The sequence below is a fragment of the uncultured Marivirga sp. genome (assembly GCF_963974845.1).
In the GTDB taxonomy this organism is placed as follows: domain Bacteria; phylum Bacteroidota; class Bacteroidia; order Cytophagales; family Cyclobacteriaceae; genus Marivirga; species Marivirga harenae.
The window spans coordinates 240,297-258,818 of the sequence record NZ_CAXBEQ010000003.1 but is presented as its reverse complement, the minus strand read 5'-3'; the positions used below and the strand labels follow the sequence as shown (position 1 = coordinate 258,818).

15 protein-coding genes are annotated in these 18,522 nt (G+C 34.9%); 9 read left to right on the top strand and 6 right to left on the bottom strand.

From position 1 onward, the window contains the following. Positions 1-19: 19 nt before the first annotated feature. Entirely contained in the window at positions 20-1,024 is a 1,005-nt protein-coding gene (locus tag AAC601_RS08710) for an endonuclease/exonuclease/phosphatase family protein (protein WP_340153028.1), read from the bottom strand. A gap of 720 nt (positions 1,025-1,744) precedes the next feature. Here AAC601_RS08710 and AAC601_RS08705 point away from each other — a divergent pair. The 3 genes from AAC601_RS08705 to AAC601_RS08695 are packed head-to-tail and all read left to right on the top strand — an operon-like array spanning position 1,745 to position 5,951. Next, a complete protein-coding gene (locus AAC601_RS08705; protein WP_340153027.1) occupies positions 1,745-3,721 on the top strand; it encodes an IGHMBP2 family helicase in 1,977 nt (658 codons plus the stop codon). A 47-nt stretch (positions 3,722-3,768) separates the two neighbouring features. Beyond that, positions 3,769-5,631, top strand: a complete 1,863-nt coding sequence (locus AAC601_RS08700; RefSeq protein ID WP_340153026.1) for a tetratricopeptide repeat-containing sensor histidine kinase — start codon at positions 3,769-3,771, stop codon at positions 5,629-5,631. A gap of 2 nt (positions 5,632-5,633) precedes the next feature. Then, the gene (locus tag AAC601_RS08695; protein WP_340153025.1) at positions 5,634-5,951 is read left to right on the top strand and encodes a DUF6122 family protein; all 318 of its coding nucleotides are present in this window, start codon (positions 5,634-5,636) and stop codon (positions 5,949-5,951) included. On the opposite strand, the gene AAC601_RS08690 is transcribed toward AAC601_RS08695, so the two are convergent. Further along, positions 5,948-7,753 carry an SLC13 family permease gene (locus tag AAC601_RS08690; protein ID WP_340153024.1) on the bottom strand — a complete coding sequence of 602 codons (1,806 nt, stop codon included), beginning with the start codon at positions 7,751-7,753 and terminating at the stop codon, positions 5,948-5,950. The genes AAC601_RS08695 and AAC601_RS08690 overlap by 4 nt on opposite strands. A gap of 266 nt (positions 7,754-8,019) precedes the next feature. Here AAC601_RS08690 and AAC601_RS08685 point away from each other — a divergent pair, with 266 nt between their 5' ends. Continuing rightward, entirely contained in the window at positions 8,020-8,388 is a 369-nt protein-coding gene (locus tag AAC601_RS08685; protein WP_340153023.1) for a hypothetical protein, read from the top strand. A gap of 64 nt (positions 8,389-8,452) precedes the next feature. Here the strand turns inward: AAC601_RS08685 and AAC601_RS08680 are convergent, their stop codons facing one another. From AAC601_RS08680 to AAC601_RS08665, 4 genes are all read right to left on the bottom strand, one after another. Continuing rightward, entirely contained in the window at positions 8,453-9,526 is a 1,074-nt protein-coding gene (locus tag AAC601_RS08680; RefSeq protein ID WP_340153022.1) for an oxygenase MpaB family protein, read from the bottom strand. 124 nt (positions 9,527-9,650) lie between these two features. Next, entirely contained in the window at positions 9,651-10,040 is a 390-nt protein-coding gene (locus tag AAC601_RS08675) for a DUF2721 domain-containing protein (protein ID WP_340153021.1), read from the bottom strand. Between the two features lie 6 nt (positions 10,041-10,046). Continuing rightward, positions 10,047-11,735 carry a GMC family oxidoreductase gene (locus tag AAC601_RS08670; RefSeq protein WP_303268777.1) on the bottom strand — a complete coding sequence of 563 codons (1,689 nt, stop codon included), beginning with the start codon at positions 11,733-11,735 and terminating at the stop codon, positions 10,047-10,049. A gap of 2 nt (positions 11,736-11,737) precedes the next feature. Beyond that, complete coding sequence (locus AAC601_RS08665) at positions 11,738-12,322, bottom strand: gluconate 2-dehydrogenase subunit 3 family protein (protein WP_340153020.1); 585 nt, start codon at positions 12,320-12,322, stop codon at positions 11,738-11,740. Between the two features lie 244 nt (positions 12,323-12,566). Here AAC601_RS08665 and AAC601_RS08660 point away from each other — a divergent pair, with 244 nt between their 5' ends. From AAC601_RS08660 to serA, 5 genes are all read left to right on the top strand, one after another. After that, the gene (locus tag AAC601_RS08660) at positions 12,567-13,691 is read left to right on the top strand and encodes a Gfo/Idh/MocA family oxidoreductase (protein WP_340153019.1); all 1,125 of its coding nucleotides are present in this window, start codon (positions 12,567-12,569) and stop codon (positions 13,689-13,691) included. Between the two features lie 172 nt (positions 13,692-13,863). Beyond that, the gene (locus AAC601_RS08655) at positions 13,864-14,313 is read left to right on the top strand and encodes a thioesterase family protein (protein WP_340153018.1); all 450 of its coding nucleotides are present in this window, start codon (positions 13,864-13,866) and stop codon (positions 14,311-14,313) included. 39 nt (positions 14,314-14,352) lie between these two features. Next, a complete protein-coding gene (locus AAC601_RS08650) occupies positions 14,353-15,573 on the top strand; it encodes an S-adenosylmethionine:tRNA ribosyltransferase-isomerase (protein WP_340153017.1) in 1,221 nt (406 codons plus the stop codon). Between the two features lie 17 nt (positions 15,574-15,590). Then, the gene (locus AAC601_RS08645; protein ID WP_340153016.1) at positions 15,591-16,487 is read left to right on the top strand and encodes a mechanosensitive ion channel domain-containing protein; all 897 of its coding nucleotides are present in this window, start codon (positions 15,591-15,593) and stop codon (positions 16,485-16,487) included. A gap of 147 nt (positions 16,488-16,634) precedes the next feature. Continuing rightward, the gene (gene serA, locus AAC601_RS08640) at positions 16,635-18,521 is read left to right on the top strand and encodes a phosphoglycerate dehydrogenase (RefSeq protein WP_340153015.1); all 1,887 of its coding nucleotides are present in this window, start codon (positions 16,635-16,637) and stop codon (positions 18,519-18,521) included. Position 18,522 lies beyond the last annotated feature (1 nt).

Sequence of the window (18,522 nt, the reverse complement as noted above, 5' to 3'; positions counted from 1 at the left end):
GGAATTTTATTGAAAACAATTACTTAATTATAGCAAAAGTCATCCATACAGGTAGGTGGTCAGAAATATCTTCTGCATCTCTTAAGACGTCAGAATCAATTTTTCGAATCTTGTTATTATTATAAAATATATAATCTAATCTTTCATAAGGATCTTCTGAATTGAAAGTGAAGAAGCGCGATTCATTCTTAAGGTATCTATCTTTATCTATTGCCTCACCGATGAACGGACAATCTAAAAATATTTTAATACTTTTTTCAGCTTCACCCACACTTGTAGCAAAAGGTGGGCGACTATTAAAATCTCCCATTAGTATTACAGGAAACTCTTTTGCAAAATTATTAAAAACTTCTAAAACTATTTGAGCCTGACTTTCTCGAGTCTCCTTATCGAAGGCTTCCAAATGAACATTCATGATAATTAAAGTATCTGCACCAACTTGCACTTTACTTATTTGAAGTACTCTATCCAAATAAAAGGCATCATAATAAAAGGGTGTATTAAATGGTTTATCCAATACCACTAACTCGTTAGATAGTATTTGACTTTTACTAAGAATACCTTGCCCAGAATACATCCTTCCAAAATGAATATTTATTGGAAAGTAAGGGAATGGAACATATGATTTATCCCAGTTTACTGAATAGGCACCCTGTCCAAAATTCAGATATTTTCCTAAGCTGTCAAATTGGTTATATGTAAAGCTCCTAGCAGAATTAAAATCAACTTCTTGCAATCCTATAAAATCAAAATTGTAGGGCTCAAGAAGATTCACTGCTCTTTCAAAATTACCACTAAACAAGGACTCCTTTCTAGTAATTGAAAGGTTATTTGTCATACCTGATAAGTACCCTATATTATAACTTAAAACGGACAAAGTATCATAGTCCCTTTTCAACGAATCGCCATAGGTAACTACTTGATCATATTGACTCTGATCATTAAAGGATGAACTAGCCCAGAAATAAAAACCAGTAGTAGCAAAAATTACTAGTACGGAAATGGATACCAAAATCTTCTTCATTTTATGAAAATACAAAACTCCAAAGAAACAAACTGAATAATAGAAAATAAATTCAAGATCTAGCAAAAAATAATATTTAATTATTCTAAGATCCAAAAAATAACTAAAACAGAAGAGAATGAAAGTAAACTTAAATCAAACTTCTTATGCACCTTCATCAGATAAAATACTAGAAAACTACATATCAATATAATACCATTTACAGCTTAGAAATAAATCTCACATAAACATTAGTGATATTACATTTAAGCGAAAATACGCATTTTGGTAATGGTAAAAATAGACCAAATAATATATGGACTGTAAAATAAAACAAAGAACTTCACCTGGGTAATTAATTAAAGTAATACTACACTTAGCACCGATTATAATTTCATTCATAACATCTTATAACAAATCAACCAAGTATTACATTAATATGGAAATACTGTCCAAATAATATTCTGTTAAGGAGCATTTTTTTATTTACGCTAAAAATTAAATAAGCAGATGATATTTTAATAAAATTCTCACCAACATCGTTTAATACAATTTTTATTTATTAAGATCAACGTCATCAAGGATGCTAATCACTGATAATTTTTTAGGTTTTGAAAAAGATACATAAATTAGATATTCACTAAAATTGCACTTTAACAATCTACCCCAGCCTTTTCTGTAAATTCTTAAAACTATCACCAATTGCTTAAGTTTGTGATGGGACCCATAGGAAAAACAGATATGAAAAGATTTTCTAACATTGAGCAGTACGGTACATTTTTCAAAAGCTTAATTCAGAAAGAAAGGAAAGCAGAAATGGAGTTTCATTTGCACGAAATTCAGCACTACTCAGGCCGGCAACGGGAAGCAAAGGGCAGGGCCATTTTAGGCTTAACTGGTAAGGATGCAGGTTCAGGAATTGGAGGTGTATTTTTAGTAAAACTGGTCAAAGCGTCTGGGCTTTCTGACAATGAAATTTCCAATGGTGATGTAGTCATTATCTCGAAGGAAACACCAACCGGAAAAGAAGACCAAGCCACAGTGGTGAGCAAGACAAAACGCAGTATAACTATAGCATACAATAAGCTACCACCCTATTTGGTTTTTGGCAGAAATTTAAGATTAGATTTGTTCTCTAATGATATCACTTTTCAAAGAATGACGGAGGCAATTGACAAACTACAATTGCTGCCTTCCTTGCAAAAACACATACAATCAGTAATTGCATTAAATGAAGAAAAAAATAATTCCGATTTAAACAATATTGATGATGACATCTTGAATAGCAGACAAAACAAAATCATTCAAAAAGCACTTTCATCAAATGATATTTTTCTAATACATGGCCCACCTGGAACTGGTAAAACCACTACCCTATCCCATTTGGTAAAAGCATTGTTCAAAAAGGGTAAAAAGATATTGCTGACAGCTCCTTCCAATACCGCTGTTGATAATATTTTAGAAAAATTGCAGAGACTCGAAATTCCTGCTACCCGAATAGGTAACCCTATTCGCATGGATGAAAACCTACTTAGTTTGAGCTTAGATGTCCAGTTGCAAGATCATCCTGATTACCAACAAGCCAACAGTATTTGGAATAGAATTCAAGTGCAAAAAAAAGAACAAAATGATTACGTTCCGGCTACAGGACAAAACAGAAGAGGGCTAAGTGATAACAAAATAATACAATTGGCTAGCTCTAAAAAACCCTACAGGGGAATACACTCTGCAAAGCTCAGAAAAATGGCAAAATGGATTTCAATTCAGCAAGAGATTAACAAAAATTATGAAGAAGCTCAGGCTCTGCAAAATAAAGCAATTGAAAGGATTTTGGAGAAAAGCCAGGTGATTTGTACTACAAACTCCTCGGCCGGCAGTGATCTTTTGAAGGATATTATTTTTGATATTGTATGCATTGACGAAGCAACTCAATCAACGGAACCAGAATCTCTGATCCCATTGGTAAAAGGAAAAAAATGGATTCTAGCAGGCGACCATCAACAGCTACCACCAACTGTAAAAGCTAAAGAAGCAAATGAATTAAAAACCAGTTTGTTCGAAAGATTTCAATCGGAACTTCCGTCTGACCGAATGGATCTATTGACAATTCAGTATAGGATGCATCAGGAGATAATGAGATTCTCAAATGAAAATTTTTATCAAAACAAATTAAAAGCTCATCCCTTGGTTTCAAAACACAGTTTAACCGATCTACCTGGATTTGATCCTTATCGTTTTGTAAACCCAATGATTCAAGAGGTAGTACAAGCTTCTAAACCAGTTGTTTTTCTTCCTTGTCCAGAAGGAATTGAAAAACAGTTAACAGACAGCTATTCCTTTTTCAATCAAGCAGAGATAGATTTAACTAAAGAAGTCACTGACGCTTTATTGTCTTCCCGTTTGTTTCCTGAAGACATCGGAATTATTTCTCCATATGACCAGCAAGTAAGCCGTTTAAAGTCTGCACTAAGGGATTACCATGTCGAAATAAAATCCATTGATGGATTTCAAGGAAGGGAAAAAGAAGTCATTGTCTTAAGTTTAGTAAGATCGAATGCAGAAGAAAACATAGGTTTTTTAAAGGATTATAGGCGTTTAAATGTTGCACTTACTAGAGCCAAAAGAAAATTAATAATAATAGGGAACCCTAAAACATTGATTTCAGATCCCATGTACAAATCTTTGATCAAAAATAACTATATTCAAGAACAAGCATGAATTAAGACTTATATTTATGTTTGTGGCAATAAAATCGATTATCCTGCATGAGATTTAACTTTCTGATACTTTTTACGGTTTTCTTCAATTTATCTTTTGAATTACACCCCCAACAATTATCTAGTTCCCAAGACAGTATCATTACAACGCTTAATTCCTTGAGATTCAATTATCCTGATTCTGCTTTGGATCATATCAATAACGAAATACAGGCAACAAAAAATACTAAAAGTGACTACTACGCAGAGTTACTTTTCCTAAAATCAGCTATTCAGTATGTACAAAGTAATTATCTGGAGTCCAGAAATACGTACAGGAAACTATATAATCTATCTCATGAAATCAGTAATGATATAGGAATTGCCCGAGCATTAAATGGAAGAGGATTAATTTATCTAGGAAGAGAACTCTATGACGAAGCTGTAGTTGAATTCAGTAAAGCACTAAAAGTCAATAAAAAAATAGGCAATCAAAGAAATATTACTGTCAATTTACTCAATATTGGAATTTGCTATCAGGAGTTGGGAGAGTTAGAAAAAGCACTAGATTCTTATAGAAAGTCTTATAGTATTGCAGAGCAAAATGATCTCCCTATTTACGCCTTGATGAATATGAATAGACTAGGGACAGTTTTTTTAGACCAACTGGAACTAGATTCGGCTGAATATTATTTACTAAAAGTATATTATGACTCACCAAATCAATGGGAAAAAAGCTATAATTTGAGTGGCTTGGCTGAATTAGAATTAAAAAGAAAGAACTATCACAAAGCAATAGAATATGGAGCTGAATCATTAAGAATTGCCAAGGAAATTGGTGCTAAATGGGATGCCTCGGAAGTTGCTCTTAAATTAAGCCAAGCACATGAAAAGTTAGGATACACCAAAAAAGCCCTAGAATTCCATAAATTACATAAAAGCTATAGTGACAGCCTGTTAAATGAGGAAATGAATCGCGAAATCAACTGGGCCGAACTACAACAAGCTAAAGCTGAAAATAATCAACTCAATATTGAAAAAGAACTACTTTCCGCCAAATCAGATAGGAATATGCTGACCATCTATTTGATGAGTGCTCTCATTTTATTTTTGGTAATTTTGGCTTTTCTATATCGGAGACATTTAAAACAAAAAGACAAATACAATCAAAATCTAAGCAGCATCAATAAGCAGTTAGCTGACAAGAAACTTTTAATAGAAATACAAAATCAAGAGTTAAAAGAAATCAATAATACTAAAAACAGGCTCTTTTCAATTCTTTCTCATGATTTACGATCTCCGATTAGTTCTGTTAAACAATTATTAGAAATTGGTGACAAAATCTCTACAGAAGACTACACAAAGTATAGTAAAAAGCTAACCAAAGAAGTTGGGAAAGTTGATGAACAAATCAATGCCCTCTTGAAATGGGCTAACACGCAAATGGATGGTTTCGAAACCAATCCCCAGAAAATCAAATTAAGTGATTATATCAGTGCCTACATAGAAGACATTAGTTTTATCGCAGATGAAAAAGAGGTGGAAATCATTCATCATATAGCAGATTTTTATGCGTGGATTGACCCGTTTCAATTAAAAATAATTGTGAACAACTTACTCAATAACTCGCTAAAATATACTTCCAAAGAAGATCAAATTAAAATTGATTATTTAGCACATGGCAATCAAATCCAAATACGTATTGAAGATAGTGGAATGGGAATGGATGAGGAAACCTTAGCAATAATTAAATCCAGTAGTAATAATCGAACCTACTCAAAAGAAGGTACCTCAAAAGAAATCGGAACAGGTTTAGGAATGCTTCTTGTGAAACAGTTTTTGTCCTTCAATCACTCATCAATGGACATAGAAAGCAAAGAAGGGACAGGAACACGTTTTGTTCTAAGCTTCCCTAAAGCGAAAGATAACTGACTATGATTTTCACTCTTATTCATTATAGCCTGCATTTTATTGCACCATTAGCTATTGCATATCTATACAGCCCTAAAAAATGGAAAAGGGCTTACTTGATTTTAATCGGAACTATGCTGGTTGACCTAGATCACCTGTTAGCAAGCCCAATTTTTGATCCTGAAAGATGCAGTATTGGTTTCCATCCTCTTCACTCCTATTTCGCAATATTGATATACTTATTCTTATTATTTCCAAAAATAAGTCGTCTGGTGGCAATCGGCTTGCTTTTTCACATGTTTACTGATGGCCTAGACTGTATACTTCAAGGAACTTTCTAAATAGGCTGAAACGGAAAAATTATAGGTAAAAAGACAGTTGCTAAAATCCAAAATAATAAATTAAGCATCACCCCTACTTTCGTGAAATCGGTGAATTTGTAACTACCGGCTGTATAAACCATGGTATTAGTTTGATAACCAATAGGCGTCATAAAACTTGCAGACGCAGCAAAGGTAACCGCCATCAAAAAGGGCGTAGGCAGTAAACCTAGTTGCGTACTTATCGCTATTGCAATTGGTGCCATTAATGCAGCAGTGGCATTATTAGACATTAGTTCGGTCAAAAATGATGTTGCCAAGTATAATCCACTTAACACTACAATGGGGCCGAATGAGCCTAATTGACCTAAAAGTCCCCCAGCGATTTTTTGATCTAAGCCGGTATTGGTCAATGCTACTCCAAAGCTTAAGACCCCTGCTAATAAAAAGACTATCTTCCAATTTATGGCTTTATAGACTTCTCGCATATTCAGGACATTCAACAAAACCAAGGCCACAACTCCTGCCATAACCGAAATTACAATATCTAGTATTCCGAAGGTCGCTAAAGCAATCACGATACCAAGCACGGAGATTACAATCAAAAATTGCTTCTTATTAAAGTCAATTACATGATCAGATGAAAGGAGAGCAAAAGGAGCGTTCTGACTCATTTCCTTTTTGCGAAGCTCTTTTACGTAGTGAGATTTCACTTCTGCCAATAACACATCCCCTGCTTTTAGTTTAATATCATATAAATCTTCGTGCAAAACCTCTTCCCGATGCTTTATTGCTAGCGGAGAAGCCCTGAATCTCCTACGAAAGTCTACTTCCTGCAAGTTTTTACCGTCAAATTCGGAATTAGCACTAATAACCATCTCCACCAGCGAAGTACCAGTACCTTGCAAGTTATCGCCTGCCATTTTCAAGGATGAACCTTCCAATACTTTAGCTCTGCTTTTTAACTCTTTAATATTTGATAAATTACAACGCACCTTAAGTATATCTCCAGCATGTAAAATAAAGTCCCCCTGTGGTAAGTTGTAGCGCGTGCCATTCCTATTGATTTCTAAGATGTCAATTTTTAAATCATTAACCAATGCGCTTTGCATTATGGTTTTTCCTATGGAATCAGTGTTTTCTTGTAATTCAATTTCAGTGAGATACTCTCTCATACCAAATTTCTCTTCAAGATTTTCATCGTTTCTTCGATTTTTAGGCAAAATCCGTGAACCAATTAGCATCATATATAAAGTACCTACCAAAACCAAGATTAAACCAAACGGCAACAATTGAAACATACTAAAACCTTCATAGCCGTACTCTTGCGCTATACCGCTTACTAAAACATTTGTAGAAGTACCTATGTACGTACAGGCTCCTCCAAAAATGGAAGCAAAAGAAAGTGGAATTAGTAATTGAGAAGGACTTTTACGTGTACTCTTAGCAATTTGTATAACCACCGGTATAAAGACAGCAACCACCGGTGTATTGTTTATAAAAGCGGATATCAGCGCAATCAATAACATCATCAAAACCAATCCCCAACGGAAATTCCTCTTGAATATGTCAGATAGTTTATAGGCCACAAATTGCAAAGCGCCAGTTTTCAAAAGAGCTGCACTCATGACAAACATAAAAGCCACAGTAATAGTGGCGGTATTGCTAAATCCTTGAATTCCTTCAACCGGACTAATTACACCAGTTATCACCAAAGCACAGATAATAACCAATCCGATCAGATCAACTGAAAGTTTTTCAGTGACAAATAAAACAATTGCCAATAGAATGACCGCTAGCGTCACAATAACTTGAAAATCCATACATTAGGTTTAGTCACACAAATATAGGATGGAAATACTATAAATCTACTAAACCTATAGAGAATTAGATAAATTCAATGATTGACGATTAATAAACAGCGATGAGAATGATTATTGGGGTTAAACCAAAACGATAAATACTAAATACTTTTCAGTACCTAATAATCATTGAAGTAAATCAATTAATTTCTAAAACAATGAATAAAAACTTCAAAGAAAAAATCTACGTTTCTTTAAATACTATCATAAATAGCTAAATTACAATAATGGACCATGTCAGATTTGAAAAAATTCAAGATACAAGTTTCCTGATTCTCGATTATTCTAGGGCTTCGGAAGACTTGATGATAGATAGATTAGAATATGCAAGAGAATTACTTTTAGAAAGAAATATAATAACACCTATCATCATTATTGTTAATGACAAAAACTACTTCACACCAAAATTTATGAGGAAGAGTGAACTTGTCTATGCCAAAATAAAGCACTTAATAAAAAAGGATATTGGAATTCTTGGTTTATCCTCAACCCAAAGACAAATTCTAAAGTCATTCGTAATACTGGGTAACCGAAAACTTAGAGAGTTCCATTCAAAAGATGAGGCAATAAAATTTCATCGCTTTGGAGCCTCTTAAAACTAACCACCTGATTCGTTTTATATTCCATATTGCATACAAAACAGATCCATAATATTGCCTTTTAATTATCAAGATTTGTCAAAAACTTAAATGGAGTACCACCTAGGTTTCGCTCTCCAAACTGTTTTTTCAAAATAGCGAATTCTTTTTTGTGATTAGTAGGTAATACGTTTCGAATGGCATTCAAATTCTTGATATTGCTTATTAAATCTACATCTAATTGATCGTAAGGTAAACCAATCATTCCGCAAATTTTCTCCCCTAAAAGATAAGCCATCATGGTTTCAGTTGGAAAACGAAATGGAAGAGGTTGATTTTTAATATAGTTTTGTAAATTTACAGCCAACATTTCACCTTCTTTTGAAGATCTAAAATTTCTGCTTTTTATCTTGTGCTCTAAAATAAAAGCATCTTGATTATTTTCAGGAAGAAGATGACTTTCTACTCCCAGCATTTTCCCGATAATATTCCAATACCTAATATAGTGCAAAGAATCACTACTTGAGATGCTAAAACCCAATTTTCTCAAGCCACGAATGGCTATCAAAGAGAAAGAAAGATTAGTCCCTGCCATGTCCTCCTGATTCACAGGGACACCTAGATCAGAACTCCATTTATTAGATTTATTTAAATGGTAACGGATGGCCGCATGCATCAATCTTACCTTAGCTATACTAATAAATCCTTTCCCGTTTGGAGTAAAAGCTTCCGGGCTACAAACATCAAAAACGAATTCAGCCGTTTCCGTTAATCGCTTTTCAGGCTGTTCATATATCCTTTTGGAAAAACTCAGTACTTTAGCACCCTCAGCTGCAGCATAACAATATGGCAATGAAAGCATTCCTAAACACAGCATGATGGCGGAAGCATGCTCAACATAAAAGTTTGCCCCCCTCTCTTTAAGATTTTCGTCAATTTGGTAGGCTTTAATTTCTTTAAAATACTGTTTCAAACTCTCTGGAAATGCATCAGGAATGTTCTGATGATTGAAGACCAGTTGATTGTAAGCGTTATTGGATAGCGGATTAAAGCCACGTTCAAATAAGTCTTTTACTGTTTCATCGGCTAAATTATCACCTGTTTTATGGGCTAAATCAAGAGCTTCGTTAGGATATTTAATTGCTTTTGTTTTCACTATATGCTTAACTCAAAAGTAGAGAAATTGATTTGATAACTTACCAATAATTAAGCTGGAGAAAACAAAAAAGTTGCTAGGTGCATCCTAAACCCATCCTCAAAAAGAATGAATAGTATCAACCCTACTTCTCAATATCTCCCATCTGAATATTTAAAGCTTTTACGCTGATTTGAATTTCTAGAATAGAAAGCAATAAGGAAATCATCAAAAGCACCAGAGAAAATCCAAAAATGATACTGCCCACCATTTGATATTCTTGATAAATTGTGAACATGCTTACTACGCAAAAGAATAGGGAGGAAATCCCTAATAACTGCATATTTCGAATCAAAATCACCCTTTTTTTCAAATTGGTAATTTGAGCTTTAATATTTACATCTTTCTCATTCATATACCTACCATGCAAATTTCTTATCAAATTGGCTAAAGCTAAAAACCGATTGGTATAGGCCAATAATAAAAGAGAAATTGCTGGAAACAATAATGCAGGTGTCGTTAAGGAAATCTCCATTAAAATTTACAAATTCATTTTCTTCAATTCAGAAACGGCAAAATCTACAGCCCGTGCCGTTAATGCCATATAAGTTAGGCTTGGATTTTGACAGGCTGAAGAAGTCATAGCAGAACCATCAGTTACAAATACATTGGGTACTTCATGCAATTGGTTATGTTTGTTCAACATAGAAGTTTTGGCATCTCTTCCCATTCTGGCAGTTCCCATCTCATGAATACCGAAACCCGGAATTGCAGGTAAATTCACTGCCTCAATATTTTTTCCCCCAGCAACTTCTAGCATTTCTTTGCCAGTTGTCATCATATCCTTACGCATGGCTTTTTCATTGTCTTTGAACTCGCAATCGATATGCAATGTAGGCAAGCCCCATTTATCTCGTACATTTTCATTTAATGTTACTTGATTGTCTTCGTATGGCAATGTTTCTCCAAACGGCATAAATGACATTTCCCAAGGACCTGGTTTCATTAAAGCATCTTTAAAGTCAGCACCGAAACCAGCTAATCTGTTTCCATAGCCCCATCCTACTCTATTCCCTCCTCCTTGAAAACCATAACCTCTAATAAAATCAGGATGTTGCGATTTTATATTTTGGAAGCGGGGAACGTAAATACCGTTGGGTCTATAACCTGTATGATATTGATCTTTAAAATCATCAAATTCTGCCTTCACATACACTTCAAAATGATGATCCATCAGATGTTTACCCAAAGTACCGCTCGTATTACCTAGTCCTTCTGGAAAGCGATCACTTTTGGAATTGAGCATAATCCAGGTTGAACCAAGTGTAGAGGCGCACAGGAAAATCACTTTGGCATAATATTCATGATACTCATTAGTTTCTGCATCAATAATTCGAACGCCCTTAGCTTTATTGGTTTTATCGTCTAATATTACCGATTCTACTATTGAATGAGGTCTTAGAGTCATATTTCCAGTAGCTGAAGCTGCTGGTAGCGTAGAGGCCTGACTGCTAAAATATCCCCCATAAGGACAGCCCCTACTGCAAAGATTGCGGTATTGACATTTTGTTCGGTTATGTTTATTTTGCGTTAAGTTTGCCGTTCTACCAATAGTCATAAATCGGTCATCCCAATTCTTTTCTATAGCTCCTTTTACTTTGTCTTCAACGCAATACATATCCATGGGAGGTTGAAATTTACCGTCAGGCAATTGCTCATAGCCTTCATTTCGGCCAGAAACCCCAATAAATTCTTCAACTTTATCATACCATGGCGCTAGGTCTTCATATCGAATAGGCCAATCCACTCCTATTCCATCTTTTGCATTAGCTTCGAAGTCCATCGGAGCTAATCTATAACTTTGTCGTCCCCAAGTTAAAGATCGACCACCAACATGATTACCTCTTATCCAGCGGAATTCTTTGTTATCAGGATGAGTATACGGGTTTTCTTTATCATTAACCCAGAAATGTTTTGAGCCCTCATCAAAAGCATAAGTTTTACTCTGAACATAGTATTCTTCCTGAACTTCTCTTGATTCCTTTCCCCTATGTTCAAACTCCCATGGAGCCCTGTTCATAGTAGGATAATCTTTAATATGCTCAACATTCCTACCTCTTTCAAGCACCAATGTTTTCAGGCCTTTTTCACACAATTCTTTTGCTGCCCATCCACCAGAGATTCCCGATCCCACTACGATGGCATCAAATTGATTTTTTCCTTTACTCATTCTTAAAAATAATTTCCTACTCTTAATTTTTGGTTTGATTTCATTGGTTCACAAGCTAGAAGTTGTGATGGAACTGGGATATAGTCCAAATGCTTTGTCATAATTTCTTCAGAAGTGAAATACCCTAATAGTACAAGTTCCTTAAGCATAAGAAAGAAAGGTTTTTTCTGAGGGGCAGAATCAAAAGATAAGTGTTGTATCTCGCTTTCCAGACCATATAAGAAATCGTACTGTTCTTGATTGTTTAAATCTGTAAAAATTTTTCCGTTCTTTAATTGACTTTCTTTTTCAACAGATGCTAACCCATTTAAAAATTGCTTTTGTTCATCATCATTATAAACCTCATCTACCATTTTATCTACAAAAACATCAACTCCAACATCTAGTGCTCCAGGGGTATTTGTTCTTGGTAAAATTTGATCAACCATAGCAGCTATTATCAATGCTTGTTTTTCATCGAGGAATTGAGGCTTCCATCCCAAAGGCTTTTTACTATCACAAGACTGAATCAAATGCATCAACAGTGGTGAAGTAGCAGCAAAACCTAATGCCATTCCTGTTTTCTTTATCGCTTCTCTTCTGTTCATTCTCGAAATTTATGTAATCAAATTTAATATTAAGTAAGTTATTGTTTAGTTTCAAGAAATAAGAAATGAATTCGAATAAAGTTTATATAAATGGGAAAAGATATCTATAAAATCAGCCATTTATGCAATTCCTTTCCTGATAACTCCAGTTGAACAGTGCTAATTCGACTCGCTGGCTATGAGTCACTGTCATAAAAATATGGTTTGATTAGAAATTAAAATTGAAGAACTTAAAAGGTTTAATATGAGCAGGATCTTAAAAATGGGAATGATTGGGGGCGGACCTGGCTCCATGATCGGAGATATACATAGAATTACAGCCACCACTGGTGGCAAAGCTGAATTAGTATGCGGTTCTTTTAGTTCCACATTAGAAAAGTCATTGATTAAAGGCAAAGAATTAGGATTGAAAAGGAATAGGATTTATGAATCCTACCAAGAAATGATTGAGAAGGAAGCTCAATTAAATGAAAAAGAACGGATGGATTTTGTAGCTATTGTAACTCCAAACCATCTCCATTTTGAAACAGCAAAACTGGCATTGGAAGCTGGTTTCCATGTTATTTGTGATAAGCCTCTAGCTGTAAACTATGCAGAAGCCTTGGAATTTCAAAAAACGGTGGATAAAGCCAAAGGCGAATTTGCTATGACCTATACCTATAGAGGTTATCCACTACTGGAAAAGGCGAAAGAATTAATACAATCAGGCCATTTAGGACAAATAAAAAAGGTAAAAATAGATTATTCTCAAGGCTGGTTGTCACAATTAATTGAGGCAGATGGACATAAACAAGCAAGTTGGCGAACGGATCCGAAAAAGTCAGGAATTGGTGGCACTATTGCGGATATAGGGACGCATGCCTTCAACTTATTGGAGTCGGTTAGCAGCCTCCAAGTTAAATCGCTTACAGCTGATGTCTCTACTTTGGTACAGGGGCGGAAAATTGATGATGACACCAATGTTTTGATGGAAATGGAAAATGGTGCCAAGGGATATTTGTCAGCCAGCCAGATTTGTACGGGTGAGGACCAAGATTTGAGCCTGCACATTTACGGAAGTAAAGCTGGGTTAATATGGGATCATAATCAACCCAATTTACTCACTATCAAATATCCCGACTTCAAAGAAGAATCCATTAAGGGTTTGGAAAAAGAAGCAGGAGAAGGTAGTAGAGTAAATATACCCGGTCATTCTCCTTATTTCACCGAAGCATTTCAACGAATTTATGAAGGTTTCTTTGATTCTATACTTAGTAATGAAAGTAAAAAAAGCTTCGTACAGGCTGGAATTAAGGATGGTGTGCGGGGGATGTTATTTATTGAGAAAGCGATTCAGTCTTCTAATGAAAGGAAGTGGGTGTCCATGTGAGCCTTTCAAATATTTTAACAATAGCTTAAAATCAATAGACCCCTACCTTCACAGTGCTGACGCACACAATAAAACAAGCAGGAAATATAATATGTTGAATTCAATTTCCTGCCCAATTTCACACTCCCCTAAATTTAAAATAGTAATTTTGCTTTTCATTTAAAGTTAAAGCATGAAACCCAATACAGATCCCAATAATTTTAAATTTTCTGAAGATATTCAAGTTCGATGGACTGATTTAGACCCCTTAGCCCATGTCAACAATTCGATCTATATACAGTACTTTGAAATAGCCCGAGGCAGATATATGCTAGAAGCATCCCCATCATGGGATTGGCATAAGAATATGTTCTTACTCGCCAATATCAATTGTAATTATTTATTGGAGTTAAAAATTGGAATGCCGAGTACAAAATGCTGGGTCCGTACAAAGGAAATAGGCAAGAAAAGTTTTGTTATAGAATACATGATCACAACAGAGGATAAGGTGGTACATACAATTGGTACATCTATTCAGGTGATGTTCGATATGAAAAGTAAAAATACTATTGAAATTCCACATTGGTTAAGAGAAGAATTAATTGCCTATGAAAAAGATGGCAGTATTATTATGAAATCTTAACTTAATCCTTTTCGAATAAATATTGACTGAATAAAAACAATGAATCTTCTTGAAAAAGCATCAAAAATAGATTTATCAGAATACCACTACGAATTATCAGAAGATCGAATTGCTAAGTTTCCATTGGAAAAAAGAGATCATTCTCGATTATTGGTGTATCAAAATAAGCATGTTCATCACCAGCATTTCTATGACATTACTTCTTACCTACCTGAAAAAAGTAGCCTGATATTCAATAATACCAAAGTCATTCCAGCGCGAATTCATTTCAAAAAGCAAAGTGGAGCTAAAATTGAGATCTTTTTACTTTCTCCTATTGAGCCAACTCCTGAAGTAGCCCAGGCTATGTTAGTGAAGAAAAAGTGTATATGGCACTGCATGATTGGCAATAGGAAAAGATGGAAAGCTACAGATACACTAGAGCGCTATTTTGAGTCGGAATATGGAAAAGTTAAAATTTCAGCCACTTATACAAATTATGAAAAGAACGAAATCCAATTTGAGTGGGACAATCAAATAATTCCTTTTGTAGAAATAGTGGAAATGATGGGAAGCACACCTCTTCCACCCTACTTAAATAGATCGGCCACTGAGGAAGATAAACCAAGATATCAGACGGTTTATTCAAAAAATGAAGGAGCGGTAGCTGCTCCAACCGCAGGTTTACACTTTACTGATGCTATTTTAGATAAGCTTCAGCAATCACATGCTATTCATGAATTGACTTTGCATGTAGGGGCTGGCACCTTTCAGCCGATTAAATCAGAGAATGTGTTGGACCACAACATGCACTGCGAACAAATTCAAATTGCTAAAGCTACTATTGAGTTTTTAGCAGAAACAGAAAAGCCCATAATTGCTGTCGGGACCACCTCAGTTAGAAGTTTGGAGAGTGCGTACTGGTTTGGAGTGCAATTGATTAATGCAACAACCAAGACTTTTCATATAAAGAAGCTTTACCCTTATGAGCATGGGTTTGAAAACTTACCTAGCAGAAAGGATAGCTTTCAGGCCGTATTGGAGTACATGAATGAAAATCAGCTAGACAGTTTACATGGAGATACTGAAATATTCATTTTTCCAGGTTACGAATTCCAAGTTGTAAATGGATTAATCACCAATTTTCATCAACCAGAATCAACATTAATGCTTTTGATTGCAGCATTTCTTGGAGCGGATTGGAAAATAGTATATGAAGAAGCTTTAAATAATAAGTATAGATTTCTATCTTATGGAGATTCCTCCTTATTATTACCTTAAATCACTATATTCGATTTATGGAATCATTTGAAACTGGAATAAAAGACTTTTGGGCAAAATTAAACGAATTACTGAATGTAGTAATTTTTGATATTAAGGGCAGTGATTTTACTTTGCTGACACTGATGTTCATTATTATTTCCAGTATATTATTAGTTTTTTTATCTAAAAGACTTAGTAGAATACTTGTCAAGCGTGTCTTAAACAGATACATCAAAGACACAGGCGTTTCTGATTCTATAGGTACAATTTTCAGATATTCTGTAATTGTGATTGGATTCATTACAATCTTTCAATCCGCGGGATTTGATCTTAGTACTCTAGGTTTATTAGCAGGGGCTTTGGGTGTAGGTATTGGTTTTGGTTTACAAAACGTTACCAACAATTTTATTTCAGGAATTATTATCCTTTTTGAAAGACCTATTAAAGTTGGAGATAGAATTGAGGTTGGTGATATAAATGGTGATGTACATTCCATTTCGATGCGTTCTACCACAGTGATTACAAACGACAACATATCCGTCATAGTTCCTAATTCAGAGTTCATTAATAGCCAGGTGATTAACTGGAGCCATAATGATAGAAGGGTTAGATTTAAGTTTCCTGTAGGAGTTTCTTATAATGAAGATCCAGAAAAGGTACGAGCAGTAGTATTGGAAGTAGCCAATAACCATCCTGGTGTTCTAACCGAGCCTGCTCCTGACTTATGGTTTGAAGGATATGGTGATTCTTCTTTAGATTTTAATTTAACGGTTTGGACCTCAAGTTTCATTCAAAGGCCAGGTGTTTTCAAGAGTCAATTGTACTATGATATTTTCAAGAAGTTTAGTGAACACAATATCGAAATTCCTTTCCCGCAGCGAGATTTACATTTGAAATCAGGATGGGAGAAGACCACTGACCTTAGAAAATAATCTAAAAAATAAAGTACTTGGTGTAGAGAAGTTAAAATAGTATTAGTATGGGTTAATTTAAGCATATTAATAACATAATAAAGTGCTCAATATTGATTCTTGTAATCTGCAACATGTTTTCTAGAATTTTAATACCTAATCCTCAAAATGGACAAATTTTTCATCATAGATTTTGACAGCACGCTGACAAGAGTTGAAGCAATGGATTTATTGGCTTCTATTTCACTTCAGGGTTTACCGCAAAAAGAGGCCGCTGAAGCCAGAATTAAAGAACTAACTGATTTGGGAATGAATGGTGAAATCTCATTTCGCGATTCTTTAAAAGAAAGACTTTTGTTATTGGAGGCAAATATATCTCATCTACCTCAGTTAATAGAATTACTAAAGAAGCAAGTTTCTATATCATTTCAGCGAAACAAGGAGTTTTTTGAAAAGTATGCAGAAACAGTATTTGTAATTTCAAACGGATTTAAAGAGTATATTACACCTATAGTTACTGAATTAGGAATTAAAGAAGACCACATCTATGCCAACGATTTACTATTTGATGCAACTGGCAAAGTAACAGGGTTTAGTGAAGATAATCCATTATCACGTGATGGCGGCAAGGCCGAAATTATTCGCAAACTAGATTTGGATGGTGATATTTATGTAATTGGGGACGGACATAATGACTATGAAATAAAAGCTGCAGGATTAGCCAATAAATTTTATGCCTTTACTGAAAACGTAAGTCGCGAAAAAGTAATGAAAAAGGCAGATCATATTGCACCTTCACTAGAAGAAGTACTATTTGAAAACAAAATTATGTCAGCATTTTCGTATCCTAAGAACAGAATTAAGGTTTTACTGTTAGAAAACGTTCATCCCATTGGGGTAAATCTTTTGGAGAAAGAAGGTTTCACGGTAGAAGAATACCCAGCCGGGCTAGATGAAGCAGAATTGGCAGAAAAAATAAAAGGAGTTTCAATTTTGGGGATACGTTCCAAAACACAGGTTACAGCTAAGGTCTTAGAAAATGCCGATCGACTAATGGCTATAGGAGCTTTTTGCATTGGCACCAACCAAATTGACTTAGAGGAAGCGCAAGAAAGGGGAATAGCAGTTTTCAATGCACCTTTTAGCAATACACGATCCGTTGTTGAATTAGCAATTGGTGAAATTATAATGCTTACCCGTAATATATTTGATAAAGCCGTTTTAATGCACCAGGGAAAATGGGATAAATCAGCAACTGGCAGCAAAGAAATCAGAGGTAAAAAACTGGGAATTATCGGGTATGGTAATATCGGTGCTCAGCTATCTGTGGTAGCAGAAAGTATTGGCTTAGATGTTTACTATTATGACTTAGAAGAAAAATTAGCACTGGGGAATGCTACCAAGATTGATAGTTTAAAAGATTTGCTTCAGACAGCAGATATAATCAGCTTGCATATTGATGGAAGACCGGAAAATACAAATGTAATCACGGAAGAACAATTCAAGCTCATGAAAGACGGGGTGATTTTCATCAATTTAAGTAGAGGCCATGTTGTAGATATTGCAGCATTGAAAGGCAATATAAAATCTGGTAAGATTGCTGGTTGTGCAATAGATGTTTTTCCTGACGAGCCCAAAAGCAACAAAGACCCTTTTGAGTCCGAATTGATCGATTTACCCAACACTATACTGACTCCCCACATTGGCGGAAGTACTGAAGAGGCCCAAGTAAATATAGGTAATTTCGTTCCTAACAGGATAATGGAGTATATCAATACGGGAACGACAACAAATAGTGTAAATTTTCCGAATTTAACTTTACCTAGGTTACAAAATGCTCATAGACTAATTCATATACATAAAAATGTTCCGGGCATCATTGCTAAAATCAACCAGCTTTTTGCTAAGCATGAAATCAATATTGCTGGACAGTATCTAAAAACTAATGAAAAAATCGGGTATGTTATTACTGATATTGACAAAGCCTACTCCAAGGATTTGATTAAGGAATTGAGGGCGATTGAGCATACTATTAAATTTAGGGTCTTGTACTAAG